Below are 21,556 nucleotides of genomic sequence, written 5' to 3' on the forward strand. Positions count from 1 at the left end.
TTTGTATCCGGCTGGACACGTCCAGTACCGGCTGTTTCGTTAAGGAGCCCCCTATTGTGAGAATATTTTTGCGTTTAGCAACAAGCCTCCGAACGACAAAACGCCTGAAATGCTTTGTATTTTTTTTAATGGGATTTGAGCCAATTTGCCAATGATTGCCAATGTTAATCAATAATGCTCAATGCTACTCAGTAGGTTACCAAATGCTCAGTTGGTTAAGCTGTTTTAACGATTGAAATTAATATATTAATAGGAATAAACATTTATTTATTTTTGGCTAGCCAGAGAAAGATTTACAGACAGTGAAGAGTAGTGAACAGTAAGTGAATACCTTTAGATGAGGTGTTCACTGCTTAACTTAATGATTTAATACTATTTTATTTTAGAGTGAACAGTAGTGAATAGTATTTATAGAAATATAAACTCTCTCCACTTTCATGGCTTACGTCCAAGTCCGTTGTACCAGCACTGAGCAAACGCCATCAGATAGAAAAGTTGTGCCAGCCTCCCCACAATATCCTCACATTGACAACACATTGCTGAGGTATGCCATGAAACCCGATTCAACCAAAACCGTCGAAGCCGTTATCCAGGACTTTCTTAAGGTCAAAGCCGGTCACAACGAAAAGCCATCATCAGGAAACGCGGAAGGCGCTATCCAACACTTTGAGCAGGCCAAAGCGGCTTTTGCTCAGGAAAAGCAGGCACTGGATGAAATTGAAAGTTCGATTGCCCGATGCGTCCAGGAAAAAGAAACGGCGAACAGCGAAATCAAAGAGAATGAAGAAAGCTGGCGTTCACGTTTTCGCAAGTCACGCGGTGTTATGACGGACGAGCTAAAAAACGCGCACAGTCAGCGAGCTGTTCAGCAGGGATTGGTCAAAGAGTTCGATGATCTCATTGAAGAATTGATTGTCGAGAAAGAATCAGCGATGTTGCATTGTGCTAATGCCGGGGATGCGTTGATTAGCGCCCACCGCAGCGCACTGAATGCCTATGCTGACCATCAGTGGCGACTGGCCATCAACAATCTCAGTCCGGCGCTGGTACGCGCTGTGAAACTTAAACTTCAGGCGTTATCAAACGTCAGCTACCAGGAAACACAATCCGGTCATTATGTTGAGCCCACCAAAATTATCAGCGCTGAAATTGGCAAGGCGCTTATCGTGGCGGCTCGTATCGGTCAGTTAAATATGGATGCTGAACCCGTGCTGGAGAAAATTGGCACACATTCTCCTGCGTTGCCTGGCGTCGATATGGCGCTATTGCGAAGCCCGATAAAAAGGCAATTACTTGCACGTAAGCTGGCAGAGCGTGCTGCTCCAAGTAAGGAGTAACAACAAATGATGCGCTGCCCGCTTTGCAGCTCTGTTTCTAACATTCGCACAAGCCGTTATATCACCGAAAAGACTAAGGAATCTTATTATCAGTGCACCAGGCTGGAATGCTCATGCGCATTTAAAACGAATGAAAGTGTCAGTAAAATCGTTAAAAGAGAAAATCTGAAACGTAAAATATAAATTTCAGCTCGTTTCAATTCCCCAAAAAATGATCTCAAGTGCCGCTTTCGAATAAGGCGGCATTTTTCATTAATACGGTGCAAAACCCTCCCTCCTGACAGCCTTTTCTCTGGCTAGCCTGTCCTTGTAAGCTCTGCATGCATAGGGTGCATGGTTTTGCATGCGATTGGGAGTGCTCAAAATGGCTCAAAACCCTTGCTACACTGGCTTTCAGAGGCTTTACTTCATGCATTAAAACCAGTGAGCTAAGTCAGCAGCGGGCAGGCGGGGAGAATTGCGCGCGCGGGGCTCATACGTCATATTCTGCCTTATGCCACAGGTGTACATTTTGAAGACATGTTTGTATAAATCACTGTCTGCAAAACCAACAATTCAGGCATGATGCAAATCGTAAGAAAATAAATTAATCTTAGAGCTTTTTATAATATGCGCATTTTGTCGTAGTCAGAGAGAGTATATTTATAATAAACATTTAGGTTTATATTTCCTGAGTTATCCACTGCATTAGTAGCATGATGATAAATTTGTAATTTTGAAATTGCGCGATAATAGTTAGAGGTTAGATCAGAACGTGATTTGTACCAAACGCAATCTATTTTCTCTATCATTTTTAAAATATTGCTTTTATATTCCTCTCTTTGTTTTTCGCTCATTGATTCTATAAAATGTTTTATGACTGGATAATCTAACTCTGATTTGGATATTTGAAAGATATAATTATTATTAGCATTGCTAAAGTTCCAGCTTTCCCATTTATTAAATGCGACAAGCCAAGTTTTTTTACTCAATGCAGTGGGTGCATGTAAAGAAAATTCAGTAAGACATTTCATTACTGTCTCTCTCGAGTTTACGTTTCCTGAATCTACATCATGAGGATAGAGACTGATGGATTGTATATATAATTCAATGGCTGCATCACTATTTATTTTAGCAAGAGCTGTTCCCAATGCTAATTGTATATGCTCATATCGACAAGGGTATTCATTAAGTATCTTCATCCAAATATCAAAGTCACTTTTGATAAAAATATTAGTAAAAGCAGTGGTTAAAAGTACGCTTTCATCTTGTGATAGCGGCGTAACTCGATCCAATGAATTGAAAAAATAACATAATGAAATGTTTCTTGTAACGTAAGAATTAGTTTTTATACTAAGTTCCAGTGCGTAAGATTTTTCTAATGACGAAATTATTGCATATATACTTAAGGGGGTATCGAAGTTAGTGATAGCTTCATCAACCAGCATTATGTCGTAAATGGAAAGTATAACCAAAGAAGATTTAATCAATAGTGAGGTGGGTATTGTTATAATGTCATAGTATTTTGATATTTCTCTATAAAAGTCATCTATTCTTTTATCCCACAAGTGTTTTTGTAAACTTTCTCTGTTGTCATAGAAACGACGAGCATATGAAGATAAAAAATCATCTGGAAGGATATAGGAATTTAAGGTTTTTTGACAGTAAGAAATTATAGTGCTTGAAATTTTTTTTCCACAGCTAAAATTTTTTAAAAGTAGGGATGTGTCATTGCATAAATAATATATAACTATCAATAGGGGTTGTAATTCCGAATTGTTTATAGAGTCGTTTTGCAACTTATTAGACAACCAGAAAATTACAGGATGCTTTACCTTTTCTTTATTTCCTTGGGCTATTTCTGATTTGATATTTATTAGGGTAGAGCCAATGCCTGACTCTTCAATTATGTTGAAAAAGTTTTTATCTATTGTTCTTGTATTTAAACTATGAAAAAGATGATTCATTTCACCATCAATGTAATTTATATCTTTAGGGGTTGAATGTTTTTTATTCATTGATATTTCTCCATATTAAACATTCATCTTTAGATAATGAATCCCATAACTCCATAAACGCATTAGCTATAAGTTGTGCATCAGTTACCTGCTGCAATATATGATGACTGGTACCGAATGAATTTACTGATGTTCCTAAAGACCATGCTTTTGTTTTCTGTTGATATCCTATACCAGGGAAAATTATAAATCTATCATGAAAAGACCAACCATTGTTACCAACCTTACATCTAAACTCAAAATTGAATGTTTTCTTAGATTCGCTAGAAATCTCATTAAATTTATTTTTATAACATTCAATTATATCGTTTTTTGAATTTGCATTTTTCTTGCCGTTATCTTCTTCTTGATTTGGAGGAAGTTCTAATGAAGTGATTGCACGCATTGAGGACTGTGAATGACGGTTAAACAATAAAGTTGAGAAAATATCTTGATCGTTCAAATATGGATCCCACAACCAGACTGAATTAGCGCCATGCTCACTTATCAAATATAGTAAATCTGCCAGAGCATCTTTTTTGGATACTGTTTTGTCTTTACCTTTAGGGTTGTATTGAACAAACTTACGACTTTTTTTCAATGAATCGCTATCATTTTCATAAATTCTTTGCTCAGTCCAATCAACCGGAAGTTGAATTTTATTCATATTTTTTATTCGGTTATCCGGAACTGAAATTCCCACCTTTATTTCACCATTTTTACTTGGCAAAATCCGCTCTTTCATTACAGAGACTGATGTGGTTATTTTACCTCTAGGGGTTATGAAAGCCGATGGCCTAGTTTGAGATAATATAAGGTTGTTTTCTGGATCCCACACAGTACCTATATGTCCTCTCGCATTAGTTATTGGGAAAATAGTTTCGGTATCCTCGCTGCTCAATATCACCGTGTGATATCCATCACATAGCTTATCTTCTTCTGTTAATCGACAATTTATGATGAGATCTCGAGGGGTGGATTTCATATGCCAAGCTATTTTGCAGTTGAGCAAATAATTATCAGAATCAGAACTTAATCCAAACCTTGATATCAAAATATCTACTGGGATTTGAAGAATGAAGTTCCCAATTCTATCTGAAAGAGGAGAAATGAATATAGGTAGTATTTTACTTATTTCTTCTGATAGTGTATTTAAACTAATTGGATCCAACAATAAGTCAAGGTGATTCTCTTTGCCTTTATCTAACCATTCAATTAAATATGAGCCGTTATGAAAGTTGTTCTTTAGTATATTATTTAAAGGTACTATTTCGTAAGAATTTGGAGGGGAAAATTTCTTATCTAAACGGATCAGGTTACGTATTTCTTTTTGCTTATTTCCCAATGGGTTTTTTTGAGTCAAACTAACAACTTTCATACTCAGTTGTTCTAAGCTTAAGTAGTACTTCTTTATCCCGAAACACCATTTTTTTAAAGAATTAACTTTAATTAATTTGTCTGTTAGATAAGTTTCCTCAGGGAAGGTTGATGAGCCAGATTCTTCAGCTATCATTAATGTAAGGATATTGCCAGCTGCACCAGCCTCATCTATAGAAAATATCTCTATGACTTCTATTCTATCATAAAATCCCAAAACTCCAGGTTGTAATAATAAGTCGATTTCATCGTTAAAGTATTTGAGCATTTCAACAATTACTCCATAGTTAAAGTATATTTATTATTTTACGTTATTACCCCACCACTGCATTAAATCAACTCTTTTTTCTAAATATACAGAACGGTTATAAGCCCGCCTAACCTCATTTTTGTCACTATGCGCTAATGCCGCTTCGATAACGTCGGCGTTGAAGCCTGCTTCATTCATAGCTGTACTGGCAATTGAACGTAAACCATGGGCAACAAGTTTACCCCCATATCCAATGCGTTTCAGAGCTGCATTTGCCGTTTGGCTGTTCATGGGCTTATTCGGGTTGTTGCGGCTAGGAAAAACGTACTGACGATTACCACTAATCGGCCGCATAATTTCCAGCAACTCTAAGGCTTGTTTTGACAATGGGACTATATGATCACGCTTGGCTTTCATTCTTTCTGCCGGAATACACCACTGCTTATTCTCGATGTCGATCTCTGACCAGGCTGTTGCTGATGCTTCTGCAGGGCGTATTAGCGTCAGTAATTGCCATTCAAGCAGGCAGCGCGTTGGTATCGATAAATTGCTCATCGAAATGGTGCGCATTAGCTTGGGCAGTTCTTCAGGGCGTATTGTGGGCATGTGCTGCTTCTTCGGGCGTTCGAAAGCATTACCTATACCTGATGCTGGATTTGCCTCAATCAATCCCACATTCACCGCATAAATCATAATTTCATTGATTCGCTGGACTAACCGCCTGACCGTTTCTAATGCTCCGCGCGCTTTGATTGGTTCTAACACCTGGATCAAGGCGCGTGCTTTCAGCTCCTGAACAGGAACATTTTCAATACTCGGTAAGATGTCTTTCTCAATAGAACGCCAAATATCTTTAGCATGGTCAGCGCTAACGTGACTTTTTTTCAGCTCGAACCATTTGCGTGCAACATTGATGAAAATGCTTTCCTGAGCGATCTGGAGCTTCTCAGCTTCTTCATCAGCTCTCGCTTGTGGATCAACCTTTCGCGCCAACATCGCCAGCTTCTCAGCTCGGACTTCTCTGGCATCAGCCAGTGAAAGTGCAGGGTAAGCGCCAAGGCTGATCATGGTGCGTTTTGATGTGTTAGGAATCTGATAGCGGAAACGCCAAATTTTCTTGCCGGTGGTTTTGACCAGGAGAAAGAGGCCGTCACCGTCATGCAAGGTGAGGTCTTTATCGGTGGCTTTGGCTTTTTGTATTTCGGTGTGGGTGAGGGGGCGTGTAGTCCGCGCCATGCAAGGATCTTCCCTAATTGGTATACGTTTATTGGTATATATCTTAGCGTATACCAATTCGTATACCAATAGACGCCGGTTTCAGGCGGATCTTCTCGGACTTCTACAGACACAAAAAAGCCCGCAAACCTAGAAGGGATGCGGGCTTTCAGGACTTCTCCGGACTTATCTGGTAATAACCGGATCATTATTTGGTGGAGCTGGGGGGATTTGAACCCCCGTCCAGAATTACTACACCGTCGGCACTACATGCTTAGTCCAATCTTTACATTCGCCGGTTAGCTGCGGATGGACACGCCACTAACAAACTATCCTGATTGGGTTTAACGCTTTCACCCCAGGCAAGGTGTCCACGCGATCTCTTTTGGGTTTGACCTCTCTTGATCCCCGTCCTAAGAGCGGAGGCTAGGGAGAGAGGGCTCTAAGCAGGGTATTAAGCTGCTAGGGCGTAGTTTTCGTCGTTTGCGACTATTTTTTTGCGGCTTTTTACGAGGCCAACCGCCCCTCGGCATGCTCCTTGGGCTTCGCAAATCCTGTCGAATCCAGAATCAGCCCCAAGTACTATTTCGCAGTATACCAGTAAAACACCAAGCTAAGCCAGAGACTTAGCGATTTGCGTGTTTCATAATACGTGCTTTGTCTACTTTCCACTCGCGATCTTTAATGTCATCGCGCTTGTCGTGCTCTTTCTTACCTTTCGCCAGACCGATCTTCACTTTTGACCAGGCATTTTTCCAGTACATGGAAAGCGCGACCACAGTATAACCGTCGCGACTTACTTTACCGAACAGCGTTTCTAACTCACGTTTGTTCAGCAGTAATTTTCTTGTACGGGTCGGGTCACAAACAATGTGACTGGACGCCATGTTGAGAGGTTGAATGGTTGCGCCAAACAAAAAGGCTTCACCGTCGCGGAATGTGACGTAGCTGTCAGTGATGTTAGCTTTACCAGCGCGCATCGATTTGACTTCCCATCCCTGCAAAGCAAGCCCCGCCTCGAATTCATCTTCAATGATGTATTCGTGGCGAGCGCGTTTGTTCATCGCGATAGTCGCGGAACCGGGTTTATGTGCTTTTTTCTTTGTCATAGTGATACTTATTATACTGTAAGCGTTGCCGAATGAAATCCCCACACGTAGGACTCTGCTGTTTTTCCTTTTTTTGCCCCCTGTGCTTCGTAGTTTTTATTACCGGGCGGATAAATGGTATTATCTGTACGTTTTATGACACCTGGAAAATGATATGCCACAGATAAGTCGTTCTGCGCTGGTGCCCTTCAGCGTGGAGCAGATGTACACTTTAGTGAATGATGTTGATGCTTACCCGCAGTTTTTGCCTGGTTGTACTGGCAGCCGCATTTTGGATAACACTGATACGTCGATGACGGCGGCTGTTGATGTTTCGAAAGCCGGTATCAGCAAAACCTTCACCACTAAGAACACGTTAATCAGTAATAAGCGTATTGATATGCAACTGGTTGATGGCCCGTTTCGTAAGCTGACCGGGGGGTGGGACTTCATAGAACTTAGTCCGGATGCTTGCAAAGTGCAGCTCAGCCTCGATTTTGAATTTACGAATAAATTGATCGAATTAGCATTCGGGAAAATCTTTAAAGAGCTCGCTGGCAGCATGGTTCAGGCATTCACCCTGCGTGCAAAAGAGGTCTACAGTGTCTGAAATCCGCGTTGAAGTGGTCTATGCGTTACCGGAACGACAGTATCTTCGAACCGTTAAGCTGGAGGAAGGGAGTAACGTCGAACAGGCGCTACTGGCTTCAGGGTTGCTGGAGTTGCGTAAAGATATTGATCTGAAAAAGAACAAGCTCGGGATTTACAGCCGCCCCGTCAAACTGGCTGATATCGTCAATGACGGTGACAGGATCGAGATTTACCGGCCGCTGATTGCGGACCCAAAAGAGTTACGGCGTATCCGCGCTGAACGTTCAAAAAAATAAGGCGCCTCAGGCGCCTTATTTTTTTACCCTGAAAGATGATTTCGTGGTTGTTACCAGCGATCATCATACCGGGACGATTTATTTCTGATCGCTTAACGTCGGCTTGTTATCAATGTTAGTCAGCGTATCTGAGCCGTTGAATGTCAGTGTCAGGGTTTGCTGAGTGACGCCCTCATGGCCCGGTTCCTGACGGAACACGTAGTACCAGACATCACTGCCAAACGGGTCGTGCAACATCGGCGTGCCAAGAACATAAGCAACTTGTTGCTTAGTCATGCCGGTATGAATTTTTTGTACGTCAGCAGGAGATAAGTAGTTCCCCTGATTAATGTCAGGCCGATAAACCACCTTTTCCAGAGTGGAACAGCCCGCAGTAAGCATTACAAGAGCTACAGCGGCGGCAGTTAGCGTTTTACAGCGCATAGTCATTACATTCCTTTAGGGCATAAGATGCCGATGATAATAGACCTTTCATCAGTTTGAAACCTTTGCGGGGCACCTGTATGACCGCTGAACTGTAAAAAAGTTGAGCTTTTTACGCTGCGAGCAACTCTTTTGCATTGGCCAGGGTGTTTCGGGTGACTTCACTTCCGCCCAGCAAGCGCGCCAGTTCCTGCAAACGCGCCTTTTTATCGAGGCGATTCATTTGCGTTTCTGTCACTTCACCATCAGTTTCCTTACTGACAAAATAATGCTGATGTCCGCAACCTGCAACCTGCGGTAAGTGCGTGACGCACATGACCTGGGTTGATTCACCCAACTGACGCAACAGACGTCCGACAATCGCCGCAGTCGGACCACTGATGCCAACATCTACTTCATCGAAGATCAGTGCGGGTGTTTCCATCTTCTGCGCTGTAATAACCTGAATCGCCAGCGCGATACGAGAAAGCTCGCCTCCTGAAGCGACCTTAGCTAAAGCCTGTAACGGTTGTCCCGGGTTAGTGGTGACCTGAAACTCCAGACGATCAGCGCCTTCTGCTCCCAGATGTTCCGGTTCGAAATGCACCTGAATCTGGAACTTACCGTGTGGCATGGAAAGAGCCTGCATACTTTGAGTTATGAGCAGTGTCAGTTCATCAGCGAAGAACTGGCGCTTATCGTGCAGTTCTGCTGCAATGGCGACAGCTTGCTGGTAATGCACCTGTACCGCTTCACTCAGTTCGGCCTGATTAGTTTCCTGATCATCCAGCGCCTGTTGTTCTTCTAGTAACTGACGATGATGCTCGGGCAATTCTTCTGGCCTCACATGATGCTTACGTGCCAGATTCATCTGACGAGATAAACGCTGTTCCAGTTCGAACAAACGGTTGGGATCCATATCCAGACGTTCACTGTAGTGGCGAAGTTCGTCACTGGCCTCACTGATTTGAATCGAGGCGTCGTCCAGCATGATGATCAGGTCATTCATCTTGCTGTCGAGCTCCGCCAGTTCAGTGAGTTGATTCCGCGCGCTGTAGAGCAGGCTGACAATATTCTGATCTTCTCCATCGGCAAGTAAATACAACGCGCTCTGGCTCAGCGAGAGAAGCTGCCCGCTGTTCGCCAGACGTTTGTATTCTTCATCGATTTGTTCATACTCGCCGGCCTGTGGAGAGAACTCGTTGAGCTCTTTTAGCTGATATTGCAATAGCTGGCGGCGTGATTCACGTTCGTTCATCTGTTGCTGATACAGCGCCAGCTGACGGCAACTATGGTGCCAGTTCTGATACGCTTTGCGCATTTCACCCAGAAGCAAGGGCTGGTCGGAATAGGCATCAAGCAGATGTTTTTGGTGCTCAGGTTTGAGTAAAAGCTGGTGAGCGTGCTGCCCGTGGATTTGGATCAGATGCTGGCCCAGTTCACGCAGCTGCGATAATGGCACCGGTGTCCCGTTGATAAAGCCCCTTGAGCGTCCATCATTACTGATAGTACGACGCAACAGGCAGTCCTGACCCTCATCGAGCTGATTTTCAGCCAGCCAGAGTTTCGCCGACGGGGTATCGGCTAAGGTGAAGCGCGCGCAGATATCTGCGCGGCTTGCACCGAGACGCACCATACTGCCATCGGCGCGATTACCCAGACAAAGCCCAAGCGCGTCAATAGCAATGGACTTACCAGCACCGGTTTCCCCGGTGATTGCTGTCATCCCTGCATGAAAATCGATTTCTACCTCACGGACAATAGCAAAGTTACTGATAGTTAATTGCGCCAGCATGATCACCTTCCTGTACATAACAACAGACCTGTAATTACATACAGTATAAACTGGTTTTATATACAGTAAAGAGGCTGGCGAATTATTTTTTTAGTTCAGAATAGTTTCTTTGACCACCCGAGCTTGGTACTTAATGTGTTGAAATAACTGTAATCTTTTGGGTGGATCAGATTCAGATGGAATTCGCTGCGGCGGATCACCACTTCTTCGCCCGGCTGAATCGGCAACGCAATCTGGCTGTCACAGCTGATTTCTAGATCAGTACTCATATGCGAGAACCGCAGGCAGATGGTGCTGTTACTGTTAATCACCAACGGACGCGCCGAGAGCGTATGCGGGAACATCGGCACCAGTGCAATCGCTTCTAATGTCGGCGTGAGGATCGGACCACCGCCGGACAGGGAATACGCTGTCGAGCCGGTGGGTGTCGAAATAATCAGGCCATCGGAGCGTTGAGAGAACGCGAATTTGTCGTCGATATAGACTTCAAATTCAATCATGTGCGCGACTTTCCCCGGATGGAGCACCACTTCATTGATGGCCGTGCTCACGCGGCATTGCTGATCTTTACAGCGTACCATCGCTTCCAGCAGAAAACGTTGCTCGCTCAGATACTCGCCCTGCAAAACGTCATCCAGTTGTTGTAACGCGTTATCCGGATCCAGATCGGTCAGAAACCCCAGATTACCGCGATTGATGCCGATAACTTTGATGTCATAACGTGCAAGTACCCGCGCCGCGCCGAGCATATTGCCGTCACCGCCGACCACGACAGCCAGATCTGCCAGTTTACCGATTTCCGCCAGACTGCCGGTTTGCGCACCTTCCAGGGCTAAATCTTGTGCCACCTGCCGCTCAACAATGACCTGATAACCCTTTGAGATTAACCAGTGATAGAGCATTTCATGGGTGGCAAGTGCGGAAGGATGGCGAGGGTGTCCGACGATCCCAATGCACTCAAATTTTTTATTCATCGCTGTGGTTATCCTCAGCAGGGTGTGATGACTCCTGCATTATGACCGGTTTCATTAAAAACCAAACCTTGAATCCCCGGTTTTGATCCCCATAATAAGCCAACTAGCAAGATTAATGCTAAAACGCGGAGATATTCATGAGTAGTAAAGAACATAAGACACCTGACGAGCAAGTCTCTGAAGAATTGAATCAGGAACAAGAGCTGCATGCGGAAGCGGAAACTCAGGCGGCAGATGTCGTTGACCCGCGCGATGAACGCATTGCTGAATTAGAAGCACAGCTGAAAGAAGTCCAGCAGCGTGAGCGTGACAGCTTGCTGCGTGCGAAAGCGGAAGTGGAAAACGTCCGTCGCCGTACTGAACTGGATATCGAAAAAGCGCACAAATTCGCACTGGAAAAATTCTCCGGCGAGTTGCTGCCAGTTATTGATAACCTGGAACGTGCGATCGATTTGGCTGATAAATCCAATCCTGAACTGACCGGTCTGATTGAAGGTGTTGAGTTGACCCTGAAATCGATGCTGGATGCGGTTCGTAAGTTCGGCATGGAAGTGGTAGGCGATATTCACGTGCCATTCAATCCTGAACTGCATCAGGCGATGACCATGATTGAATCCGAAGAGCTGGAGCCTAATCACGTGATTATGGTTATGCAGAAGGGTTACACGCTGAATGGTCGTTTGCTACGTCCGGCGATGGTCGCGGTTTCTAAAGCGAAAGCCTGATTCTGTTTTGAACAGAGACATATGATGGGAGAGGCACCTTTGCGGGTGCCTCTTTTTTTACGTCATTCCGCGGGTAATACCGGCACCCAGTCAATGGGGGCCAGGCCCTGTTTTTCCAGCAAGGTATTCGCCTGTGAGAAATGTTTACAACCCAGGAATCCACGATGTGCCGACAGCGGGGAAGGGTGCGGCGCTTTCAGGACATGATGGCGTTGCGTATCAATGATATTGCCCTTTTTCTGCGCGTGCGAACCCCACAGTAAGAAGACAATCCCTTCACGATTTTCATTCAGCGCCGCAATCACCCGATCGGTGAACGTTTCCCAGCCCAGTTTGGCGTGAGAGTGAGCCTGCCCACCTTCAACGGTCAAAACGGTGTTGAGCAGTAACACGCCCTGATCGGCCCAGCTTTGCAGATAGCCGTGGTTCGGACGCTCAAACCCCGGAATATCCGTCATCAGCTCTTTATACATATTCACCAGCGACGGAGGAGCAGGAATGCCGGGGCGAGCGGAAAAGGATAAACCATGAGCCTGATTCGGGCCGTGGTAAGGGTCTTGCCCGAGTATCACCACTTTCACATCCGCCAGTTCTGCCGAGCGAAAGGCGTTAAACACGTCCTGCTGCGGCGGATAAATGGTTTTTCCTGCTGCGCGTTCAGCGGCAACAAACTTCAGGGTATCAACGAAATAGGGCTGTTCTTTTTCCTGACCAATCACGTCATGCCAGGTGAGAGTAGTGGACATTGACGCTCTCCTTTGAAGGTGGTTTTGTTGCGCGTAGCTTACCTGCTCGTTCCTCTGAGTGAAACCCGCACATCATTTTGCTGATGCTTATCTGTGGCTTAAGGTTATCAATGCAAATTTTATTGATAATTTACAAAAATAATTTAAGAGTAGGGGTTGGAAAAATTGATATAAAACATAAATATGGCGTGAGGCGAAAATAGGCGCACTAAAAAGATTGATATTAGTCAAGGTTCGCGGGGTGTAGTGCTGTTATATCTGAGAGCAGAAATAACAGGTTGCCGTAGGAACCTGACACTCAACCAATTAACAGTATCGTAGCCAATTATGGAGGCAACATATGATCACCGGGATCCAAATTACCAAAACTAACAACGAAGCCCTGAAAAACTCTTTCTGGCTGCTGGATGATGAGAAAGCTGAAGCTCGCTGCGTGTGCGCAAAAGCGGGTTATGCGGAAGACCAGATCGTTGCTGTCAGCGAACTGGGTCAGTTCGAATACCGCGAAGTGCCGATGGAAATTCAGCCGACTGTACGCGTAGAGGGTGGCCAGCACCTGAACGTTAACGTACTGCGTCGCGAAACCCTGGAAGATGCGGTGAAGCACCCTGAAAAATACCCACAGCTGACTATTCGTGTTTCTGGTTATGCGGTACGTTTTAACTCACTGACTGCTGAACAGCAGCGTGATGTAATCACCCGTACCTTCACAGAAAGCCTGTAATCACGGCTGCTCTGCTGATTGAACCCAATAAAAAACCGCCTGATAAGGCGGTTTTTTTTCATCTGTATCAGGAGATTAGCTGATACTTATTTTGAGGCATCTTTCGCCGCATCAGGTTTTACGCGACGCTTGCCAACGTTTTTACTGTCGCGATGACGAACTTTTACCTTCACCTTCGATTTTTCCTGCGCGGCTTTTTGCTTCTCTTTACGCTTTGCCAGCACTTTCTTCGATGGCTTGCCGGTGGTTTTCTCGCTCGGAGCTTTCGTTTTTGGACGCAGTTCGTCGATCACGCGAGGTTTCAACGGCTCATTCAGATAACGGCCAATTTTGCCCAGCAGCAAATGGTCATGCGCTTCCACGAATGAAATCGCAGTACCCTTACGGCCAGCACGACCGGTACGACCGATACGGTGCAGGTAGATATCAGCGGTCAGCGGCAGGTCAAAGTTAAAGACGTGGCTGATGTCGTTGATATCAAGACCGCGCGCGGCGATATCGGTGGCAACCAGCACGTTAACACGGTCTTCGACCATGCGTTTCACTGCTTCTGTGCGCTTAACCTGAACCATCTCACCTTCGAGATAGCAGGAGTTGATACCCGCTTCACGCAGCCACGCAACCAGTTCGTGAACACGCTCACGCTTACGCACGAAGATCACTGATTTCGTCACATCTTCCTGTTTCAGCAGGTGGATCAGCATCTGAGTTTTGTGTGCAACATCATCAACGCGGTAATACCACTGCAGGATCTTTTTACGTTCGCGACGTGACGGATCGGCTTCGATTTCTACCGGTTCAGTCAGAATGCGTTCGGCGAATTCACGGATGGCTTCCCCTTCCAGCGTTGCGGAGAACAGCAACGTCTGTTTGCGCCAGCGTGCTTCGGCAGAAATGGTTTCGATATCCTGCGCAAAGCCCATGTCCAGCATACGGTCAGCTTCATCGAGGATCAGTGTTTCGATGGCGCGGCAGTCGAAGTTTTCTTCTTTAATGTATTGCAGCAAACGGCCGGTCGTCGCGACGACGATGTCCTGGTTTTCGCTGAACACTTCGGCATGGTTCATGTATGCCACGCCGCCGGTGATTGTCGCAATATCCAGATCAGTATGCTTAGCCAGTTCACGTGCCTGATCGGCAACCTGCATAGCCAGTTCACGGGTTGGCGTGAGGATCAGGATTCGTGGCGGACCAGATTTCTTACGCGGGAAATCCAGCAAATGCTGCAATGCAGGCAACAGGAATGCCGCTGTTTTGCCGGTGCCGGTAGGAGCCGAACCCAACACATCGCGTCCGTCCATTGCAGGCGGAATTGCCTCTGCCTGAATGACAGTCGGGCGGGTATAGCCTTTTTCGCCTAAGGCGTCTAGTAGGCGTTCATCGAGTTCGAGTTCGGAAAAATTCGTTACAGTCATGGTCTACCTCTACTTGGGGCGCCGATTATAGACGTGTTGGACGCGATCTTCACCTATTTAAGCGGTTTGTGTGCCTTTTCCTCTGCATCTCTTTGCCCTATGCTACGTCAGTTTTCGTTCACAGGCCTGATGGCTGGCGCAATTAAGGTGAAATTAGTGACAAAAGAAGTCAGTTCCCCTCAGCCTTTACGGCGTAATGGATTTACCTTTAAACAGTTCTTCGTAGCGCACGACCGTTGTGCGATGAAAGTCGGCACTGACGGCGTTCTGCTTGGCGCAACAGCTCCGGTGAGCAATGCCCGGCGCATTCTGGATATAGGCTGCGGTAGCGGACTTATCGCTATGATGCTGGCGCAGCGCAGCGGCCCCCAGACACAAATTGATGCCGTGGAGCTGGAGCCTGACGCGGCCTCGCAGGCGGCTGAAAATTTTGCCGAATCTTTATGGGCACAAAGGATGGCCGTGTATGGGCAGGATATCAATGATTACGCCGATGAACATCTGGCAGCATACGATCTGATCGTCAGTAACCCGCCCTATTTCGAATCGGCGGTGGTCTGCCGGGATGAAGCGCGAAACGCTGCGCGCTACACCGAAACATTGACCCATGACGCACTGCTCGATTGCGCCGCTAAGCTCATTACGCCTGAGGGAGTATTTAGCGTAGTTCTGCCCTATGAAATTGGGATGACGTTTGAAGCGATGGCGCACCAGAAAGGCTGGTTGAGCGCCTGGCGGATGGCGGTTCGCGATCGTCCTGGGAAACCGCTGAACCGCCTGCTGCTGACTTTATCCCGACAACCGGCTGAGATTGTCGAACAGGAGCTGGCGCTGCGGAAATCTGAAGGGATTTACAGCGAAGCGTTTTGCGCATTGATTACGGATTTTTATCTGAATTATTGAGAAGGGCGGGGAGTAAAAAAATTGAAAAGTGCGTTCCTTCGCACTTTGAAGCCATTATGGGTGAAGGATAGTGGGCTGCGGGTTTTCCTGTAAATCAGGGTAATCCAGGATGTAGTGCAGTCCGCGGCTTTCCTTGCGTTCCATAGCGCTACGGACAATCAGCTCCGCCACTAACACCAGATTTCGCAATTCCAGCAAGTTATTCGAAATACGGAAGTTAGCGTAGTACTCATCAATTTCCTGCTGCAGGGTCATGATACGGCGCAGAGCGCGCTCCAGACGTTTCGTGGTCCGCACAATCCCGACGTAGTCCCACATAAATAACCGCAACTCATGCCAGTTATGCTGGATAACCACCTGCTCATCGGAATTATCCACCCGACTTTCGTCCCACTGCGGCACGTGCTTCGCCAGTTTGACGTGAGGTAACCGCTTAATAATATCTTCGGCCGCTGACCAGCCATATACCACGCATTCGAGTAAAGAATTCGACGCCAGCCGGTTTGCACCATGCAATCCGGTATAGCTGACTTCACCGATAGCATATAAGCCATCGAGATCGGTGCGTCCGTGCTGATCGACCATCACGCCACCGCAGGTGTAATGTGCGGCAGGAACAATCGGAATGGCTTCTTTCGTGAGGTCGATACCAAGAGAGCTCAGCTTTTCATCAATCATTGGGAAGTGATGTTTGATGAATTCCGGTGGGCGGTGGCTAATATCAAGATACATGCAATCCGCGCCGAGGCGTTTCATCTCATGGTCGATAGCTCTGGCAACGACATCGCGGGGAGCCAGTTCGCCACGCGGATCGAAGTCCGGCATAAAGCGCGAGCCGTCCGGGCGTTTGAGTACGGCGCCTTCGCCGCGCAGAGCTTCTGTCAGCAGGAAATTACGTGCTTGCGGGTGATAAAGGCAGGTCGGGTGAAACTGATTGAACTCAAGATTGGCCACACGGCAGCCAGCACGCCAGGCCATTGCGACGCCGTCGCCGGATGAAATATCCGGGTTGGTGGTGTATTGATACACTTTCGCCGCACCGCCCGTCGCCAGCACAACGGCTTTGGCTCGCAGCGTCTCGACATGCTCTTTGTCGCGGTTCCAGACATACGCGCCGACCACGCGCTGAGTACCCGGTAACCCAATTTTGCTGGAAGTAATTAAATCGACCGCGTTATAGCGTTCCTTAACACAAATATTGGCATGTGCTCTTGCTTTACTTACCAGCGTAGTTTCTACTTCTTTACCTGTTGCATCAGCAGCATGCAGGATCCTGCGGTGACTGTGACCCCCTTCGCGGGTCAGGTGATAACGTTCTTCTGAGCTCGCGTTGGTTTCGGTATCAAACAGGACTCCCTGATCGATCAACCACTGGACACAATGGCGTGCATTGCTGGCGATAAATTCAACGGCTTCTTTATCACATAAGCCTGCACCGGCGATTAAAGTGTCTTCAACGTGTGAGGCAATGCTGTCTGCTTCATCGAAAACGGCGGCAATACCACCTTGTGCGTAGAATGTGGATCCTTCGTTGAGAGGGCCTTTGCTGAGAATAGTTACGTGACAGTGGTCTGCAAGTCGCAAAGCCAAAGACAGGCCCGCAGCGCCACTTCCGATAATCAATACATCACTGACAAATTCAGATGAAGGTTGCATAACGTATGATGTTTGCAGAAGAAGAGGGAAATTCATGTTAGCCTAAACCTCCGTGCAAAAGCCACGGGCATGAGACTTCAATAGAAAAAACAATGGCGATGTGGAACTTAATGTTCCATGTGAACTCCAAGCTGTACTTGCTCAGGAATATAATGATGAAAGCTGGCAGTACTACTTTATGCGCGGAGATAGTTTTGGGGAGATTTTACCTCGGATGAGCGAGCAGTTAGCCGATCAGGTTCTGGTTGAGCGGGTCCAGAAGGGTGATCAAAAATCGTTCAATTTACTGGTTATCCGATACCAGCATAAGGTAGCGAGCCTTGTATCCCGCTATGTGCCACAGGGCGATGTGCCAGATGTGGTTCAGGAATCTTTCATTAAAGCCTATCGCGCACTGGAATCATTCCGTGGCGACAGCGCTTTTTATACCTGGCTGTACCGTATTGCAGTCAATACGGCGAAAAATTATTTAGTGGCTCAGGGCAGGCGTCCACCCTCTAGTGATGTGGATGCAAACGAAGCCGAGAATTTTGAAAGTGGCGGCGCTCTGAAAGAAATATCGAACCCTGAGAACTTGATGTTGTCAGAAGAGTTACGGCAAATAGTTTTCCGTACTATTGAAGCACTCCCTGAAGATCTTCGCATGGCGATCACTCTGAGGGAGCTGGATGGATTGAGCTACGAAGAGATAGCGACCATCATGGACTGTCCGGTGGGTACGGTGAGATCCCGAATTTTCCGTGCCCGGGAAGCAATTGATAATAAAGTTCAACCGCTCATCCAGCGTTAGAGATGACGGACACAGGAAGGGTACTTAGGCATGCAGAAAGAAAAGCTTTCCGCTCTGATGGATGGTGAAGCCATTGATAATGAACTGTTAAGTTCATTATCAACAGATCCTGCGCTTCAGCAAAACTGGCAGAGTTATCATTTGATCCGCGATACCTTACGTGGTGACATTGGGAATGTGGTGCATCTGGATATCGCAGATCGTGTGGCCGCTGCGCTGGCAAACGAGCCGGTTAAACTGGTTCCTGGCTCTGCTACCGAATCGCAACCTCAGCCTCATACATGGCAAAAAATGCCGTTCTGGCAGAAGGTTCGCCCTTGGGCAAGCCAACTGACTCAGGTCGGTGTTGCAGCCTGTGTATCGCTGGCGGTGATTGTCGGTGTTCAGCACTATAATCAGCCTGATGCCTCTGGTGCTTCACCTGAAACACCTGCGTTCAATACGCTACCAATGATGGGTAAAGCTTCTCCGGTCAGCTTCGGCGTACCGAGCGAAGGTAATACCGTTAACGGGCAGCAGAATGTTCAGGAGCAGCGTAAGCGAATCAATGCGATGTTGCAGGATTATGAATTGCAGCGTCGTCTGCACTCAGAACAGCTTCAACTCGAACCTGTTACTCCGCAACAGGCCGCTGTTCAGGTCCCTGGTATTCAGTCTTTAGGAACGCAAACGCAGTAATGAAGCAAATTTGGTTTGCCGTTTATTTAGCAACGGGCAGCCTGCTTTATTCAGGTATCGCCTCGGCAGAGTCATCTACCGAGGCGTTATTACAGGATATGGGCAAAGCCAGTCAGTCGCTGAATTATGAAATGGGTTTTATCAACATCACGAAGCAAGGGATTGATTCCTATCGCTATCGTCATGCTATCACTAACCGAACCTCGCTGGCACAGCTGGTTCTGATGGACGGTCCGCGCCGTGAAATTGTCCAGCGCGGAAAAGACATCAGCTACTTTGAAACCGGCCTGCAACCTTTCACGCTGGATGGCGATCACATCGTTGATTCGCTGCCTTCCATTGTCTTTAGTGATTTCTCCTTACTCTCAAAGTATTACGACTTTATTGCCGTAGGTCGCGCGCGAGCTGCTGACCGTTTAAGCCAGGTGATTCGCGTTGTGTCGCGTGATGGCACGCGTTTCAGTTACGTGATTTGGGTGGATGAAGAAACGAAGTTGCCAATGCGCGTCGATTTGTTGGATCGCGATGGTGAAACGCTGGAGCAGTTCCGGGTGATTGGTTTTAATAACGTTGATAAAGTTGTCATCAGCTCACTGGCTGACCTTGAGAAAGCCAATCTTCCTCCTGTGCTTTCTTTGCCGGCTTCCGAGCAAGTGAAATTTTCATGGCAGGTGAAATGGCTTCCGGCAGGTATCACTGAAGTGGCCAGTAGCCGCAGAACGTTGCCAAATATGCCCGTTACGATAGAATCACGGTTGTATACTGACGGATTGTTCAGTTTCTCAGTCAATGTCAGTGCAACAACCAACGGCCCTTCTGAGCAATTGATCAGGCAGGGGCGAAGAACGGTGCAAACAGAAATACGTAATGGCAATGAAATTACTGTCGTCGGCGAATTGCCGCCTTCCACTGCCAAACGTATCGCTGACAGCATCGTGTTCTCCGCAAAATAAATGTAAGGGCGATCACATGATGAAAGAATGGGCCACCGTGGTCTCCTGGCAAGATGGTGTGGCATCACTGCGTTGTGAAACGCAGGCTGGATGCAGCAGCTGCCATTCACGTTCAGGATGTGGTGCCCGCGTACTCAACGAACTGGGGCCGCAAACCGAGCATAATCTGCAGGTAAACATTTCTGAGCGCCTGGAGCCGGGACAAAAAGTCGAACTGGGCATTCCTGAAGGAAGCTTGCTGCGTTCGGCATTTTTGGTGTATATGACGCCGCTGTTTGGCGTGATCCTAGGTGGCGGCCTGCTACAGGCACTGCTTAAAGCAGATATGTATGCAGTAGTCGGTGCGGTACTCGGCGGCGGGCTTGGTTTTTTGATCGCCAAAATGCTCGCGGCGAAAGTTGATGGTCAGTCAGGTTATCAGCCCGTGGTTTTGCAGGTGGGCTTACCGCCAAATGCATTCCGCTATTCTACTGAGTCAGAACCGAACCTCCCATCCTGATATTAAGCCGTCATCTCTGCGAGATAGCGGCTTTTGACTTACTTCCTTGTAATCCAGCCTATTCTAATGTCTGACCGGTATCCGGTTCTGAATCATATGCTCAATCAGCGCGATAAAAAGATCGGCACTGGAAAGCGATGCATACGGAACGGAGAATAAAATTCTGCCATGTTTATCGAGCAACCGGACCAGCGGGCTGTTACTTCCCCCGCTGATAAACTGAATATCCTCAACCGGCACGGTTTTACCTTCGTCCGGCGTCAACGCCAGTGCGCTCAGTCTGATTTTTTTCTCATTCATCATGAAGTTAGTACTGAAGAAATGTTTCAGGCCACAGCGTGAATACGTCATGCTGGTAAAATGAACATCACCGCCTTGTGCGAGTGTCTTTAGTGCCCACGGGCCGCGAAACATCAATTGCTCGGTTTTAATAATCTCAATTAACCGTTCAGAGTTAGCGATATTTGGCGTGATACGGTGCCAGATTCTGCTATTTTCTTCGCGAAATAACATTGTATTTAATAACCGCCGCGAATATTTTCCTGTTCTGAAACGATATATATCCATAATCCTTTCGAATGGGATGAACCTGTTTTTTTTGTCTTCCTGGCTAATCACCAAAATGCCATTTTCATGTAACTGATAGATTTGATGAGGCCGGATCAGGCGTCTTAAAAACATCAGAACTACACCCAAAGCAATGCTTAACAGTGCCGTGAAAAACACGCTGTAGAGGCTGTTTGCCGGGTGATCAACGGTCAGCAGAAAAGCAAATTGTATCGCCCCGGCGACCAGTAAGAGAATTGACAGGACCAGTGTGATCCACGAGTTGGCTTTGGCAAAGCCATGCTGACTGAGCAGCCGCCCTTCATTGATCATGATGATAACCTTGTGACCGGATTGAGTTAAAAAAATAAAAAAGATGATTAAGGAAGAATGGAGATTGAAATTATAATTATGGAATCAGATTTTCTTTTTATAACAGTATATTAAGTATGGAGAGGGCTTTTTGTATATGGGCATTTTCCTAAAGCGGTAAAGGCCAATGAATGTCGAGAATCGGAAATCTGGAACGTCCGAAAGTATCTGCTGGCAGAGGGTGACGCAGATAACTGAGGTAAATGCGCGTTCTGGCTTTCAGGAAAGCTCGCATAATCTGTAGTTAG

General features: G+C 46.6%; 22 protein-coding genes and 1 other RNA gene. 11 read left to right on the forward strand and 12 right to left on the reverse strand.

What is annotated here, in order from left to right; all coding sequences use genetic code 11:
* The first annotated feature begins 551 nt into the window (after window positions 1-551).
* On the forward strand, window positions 552-1,337 hold the full coding sequence (locus GE278_04910; GenBank protein ID QLK60156.1) for a capsid protein: 786 nt from the start codon (window positions 552-554) through the stop codon (window positions 1,335-1,337).
* Between the two features lie 6 nt (window positions 1,338-1,343).
* Window positions 1,344-1,520 carry a transcriptional regulator gene (locus GE278_04915; GenBank protein ID QLK60157.1) on the forward strand — a complete coding sequence of 59 codons (177 nt, stop codon included), beginning with the start codon at window positions 1,344-1,346 and terminating at the stop codon, window positions 1,518-1,520.
* Between the two features lie 419 nt (window positions 1,521-1,939).
* Here GE278_04915 and GE278_04920 read toward each other — a convergent pair whose 3' ends face one another.
* The 5 genes from GE278_04920 to smpB all read right to left on the reverse strand — a co-directional run bounded on the left by GE278_04920 (window position 1,940) and on the right by smpB (window position 7,264).
* A complete protein-coding gene (locus GE278_04920; GenBank protein QLK60158.1) occupies window positions 1,940-3,334 on the reverse strand; it encodes a hypothetical protein in 1,395 nt (464 codons plus the stop codon).
* Window positions 3,327-4,958 (reverse strand): hypothetical protein, encoded by a 1,632-nt coding sequence (locus tag GE278_04925; protein ID QLK60159.1) that lies wholly within the window; start codon window positions 4,956-4,958, stop codon window positions 3,327-3,329. Before GE278_04925 ends, GE278_04920 begins: the two co-directional genes overlap by 8 nt.
* A 33-nt stretch (window positions 4,959-4,991) precedes the next feature.
* Window positions 4,992-6,176 (reverse strand): tyrosine-type recombinase/integrase, encoded by a 1,185-nt coding sequence (locus GE278_04930; protein ID QLK60160.1) that lies wholly within the window; start codon window positions 6,174-6,176, stop codon window positions 4,992-4,994.
* Between the two features lie 192 nt (window positions 6,177-6,368).
* Window positions 6,369-6,732, reverse strand: a transfer-messenger RNA (tmRNA) gene (gene ssrA / locus GE278_04935).
* Window positions 6,733-6,781: 49 nt separating this feature from the next.
* Window positions 6,782-7,264: an SsrA-binding protein SmpB gene (smpB, locus tag GE278_04940; protein QLK60161.1), complete on the reverse strand. Its 483-nt coding sequence runs from the start codon at window positions 7,262-7,264 to the stop codon at window positions 6,782-6,784.
* A gap of 154 nt (window positions 7,265-7,418) precedes the next feature.
* Between smpB and GE278_04945 the strand changes: the two genes are divergently transcribed.
* The gene (locus tag GE278_04945) at window positions 7,419-7,853 is read left to right on the forward strand and encodes a type II toxin-antitoxin system RatA family toxin (GenBank protein ID QLK60162.1); all 435 of its coding nucleotides are present in this window, start codon (window positions 7,419-7,421) and stop codon (window positions 7,851-7,853) included.
* Window positions 7,846-8,130 carry an RnfH family protein gene (locus tag GE278_04950; protein ID QLK60163.1) on the forward strand — a complete coding sequence of 95 codons (285 nt, stop codon included), beginning with the start codon at window positions 7,846-7,848 and terminating at the stop codon, window positions 8,128-8,130. Before GE278_04945 ends, GE278_04950 begins: the two co-directional genes overlap by 8 nt.
* A gap of 78 nt (window positions 8,131-8,208) precedes the next feature.
* On the opposite strand, the gene bamE is transcribed toward GE278_04950, so the two are convergent.
* The 3 genes from bamE to nadK all read right to left on the reverse strand — a co-directional run bounded on the left by bamE (window position 8,209) and on the right by nadK (window position 11,301).
* Window positions 8,209-8,553, reverse strand: a complete 345-nt coding sequence (gene bamE, locus GE278_04955; GenBank protein QLK63197.1) for an outer membrane protein assembly factor BamE — start codon at window positions 8,551-8,553, stop codon at window positions 8,209-8,211.
* A 112-nt stretch (window positions 8,554-8,665) separates the two neighbouring features.
* Complete coding sequence (gene recN / locus GE278_04960) at window positions 8,666-10,345, reverse strand: DNA repair protein RecN (protein ID QLK60164.1); 1,680 nt, start codon at window positions 10,343-10,345, stop codon at window positions 8,666-8,668.
* Window positions 10,346-10,422: 77 nt separating this feature from the next.
* Window positions 10,423-11,301, reverse strand: coding sequence for an NAD(+) kinase (gene nadK / locus GE278_04965; GenBank protein ID QLK60165.1), 879 nt, complete (start codon window positions 11,299-11,301; stop codon window positions 10,423-10,425).
* Between the two features lie 137 nt (window positions 11,302-11,438).
* On the opposite strand from nadK, the gene grpE reads away from it, so the two are divergent.
* On the forward strand, window positions 11,439-12,026 hold the full coding sequence (grpE, locus tag GE278_04970; GenBank protein QLK60166.1) for a nucleotide exchange factor GrpE: 588 nt from the start codon (window positions 11,439-11,441) through the stop codon (window positions 12,024-12,026).
* A gap of 62 nt (window positions 12,027-12,088) precedes the next feature.
* Here grpE and GE278_04975 read toward each other — a convergent pair whose 3' ends face one another.
* Window positions 12,089-12,772 carry a uracil-DNA glycosylase gene (locus tag GE278_04975; protein QLK60167.1) on the reverse strand — a complete coding sequence of 228 codons (684 nt, stop codon included), beginning with the start codon at window positions 12,770-12,772 and terminating at the stop codon, window positions 12,089-12,091.
* Window positions 12,773-13,112: 340 nt separating this feature from the next.
* Between GE278_04975 and grcA the strand changes: the two genes are divergently transcribed.
* Window positions 13,113-13,496: an autonomous glycyl radical cofactor GrcA gene (gene grcA / locus GE278_04980; GenBank protein ID QLK60168.1), complete on the forward strand. Its 384-nt coding sequence runs from the start codon at window positions 13,113-13,115 to the stop codon at window positions 13,494-13,496.
* 86 nt (window positions 13,497-13,582) lie between these two features.
* On the opposite strand, the gene srmB is transcribed toward grcA, so the two are convergent.
* Window positions 13,583-14,911 (reverse strand): ATP-dependent RNA helicase SrmB, encoded by a 1,329-nt coding sequence (srmB, locus tag GE278_04985; GenBank protein QLK60169.1) that lies wholly within the window; start codon window positions 14,909-14,911, stop codon window positions 13,583-13,585.
* Between the two features lie 156 nt (window positions 14,912-15,067).
* Between srmB and GE278_04990 the strand changes: the two genes are divergently transcribed.
* Window positions 15,068-15,814 carry a methyltransferase gene (locus GE278_04990; GenBank protein QLK60170.1) on the forward strand — a complete coding sequence of 249 codons (747 nt, stop codon included), beginning with the start codon at window positions 15,068-15,070 and terminating at the stop codon, window positions 15,812-15,814.
* A 54-nt stretch (window positions 15,815-15,868) separates the two neighbouring features.
* On the opposite strand, the gene nadB is transcribed toward GE278_04990, so the two are convergent.
* The gene (nadB, locus tag GE278_04995) at window positions 15,869-17,506 is read right to left on the reverse strand and encodes an L-aspartate oxidase (protein QLK60171.1); all 1,638 of its coding nucleotides are present in this window, start codon (window positions 17,504-17,506) and stop codon (window positions 15,869-15,871) included.
* A gap of 178 nt (window positions 17,507-17,684) precedes the next feature.
* On the opposite strand from nadB, the gene rpoE reads away from it, so the two are divergent.
* The 4 genes from rpoE to rseC are packed head-to-tail and all read left to right on the forward strand — an operon-like array spanning window position 17,685 to window position 20,390.
* A complete protein-coding gene (gene rpoE, locus GE278_05000) occupies window positions 17,685-18,260 on the forward strand; it encodes an RNA polymerase sigma factor RpoE (GenBank protein QLK63198.1) in 576 nt (191 codons plus the stop codon).
* A gap of 30 nt (window positions 18,261-18,290) precedes the next feature.
* A complete protein-coding gene (gene rseA, locus GE278_05005) occupies window positions 18,291-18,938 on the forward strand; it encodes an anti-sigma-E factor RseA (protein QLK60172.1) in 648 nt (215 codons plus the stop codon).
* Window positions 18,938-19,891, forward strand: a complete 954-nt coding sequence (gene rseB, locus GE278_05010; GenBank protein ID QLK60173.1) for a sigma-E factor regulatory protein RseB — start codon at window positions 18,938-18,940, stop codon at window positions 19,889-19,891. Before rseA ends, rseB begins: the two co-directional genes overlap by 1 nt.
* Window positions 19,892-19,907: 16 nt before the next feature.
* The gene (gene rseC / locus GE278_05015) at window positions 19,908-20,390 is read left to right on the forward strand and encodes a SoxR-reducing system protein RseC (GenBank protein ID QLK60174.1); all 483 of its coding nucleotides are present in this window, start codon (window positions 19,908-19,910) and stop codon (window positions 20,388-20,390) included.
* Between the two features lie 63 nt (window positions 20,391-20,453).
* On the opposite strand, the gene GE278_05020 is transcribed toward rseC, so the two are convergent.
* Window positions 20,454-21,269 (reverse strand): hypothetical protein, encoded by an 816-nt coding sequence (locus GE278_05020; protein ID QLK60175.1) that lies wholly within the window; start codon window positions 21,267-21,269, stop codon window positions 20,454-20,456.
* Window positions 21,270-21,556: the final 287 nt, after the last annotated feature.

Source organism: Enterobacteriaceae bacterium Kacie_13, from assembly GCA_013457415.1.
In the GTDB taxonomy this organism is placed as follows: Bacteria; Pseudomonadota; Gammaproteobacteria; order Enterobacterales; family Enterobacteriaceae; genus Rahnella.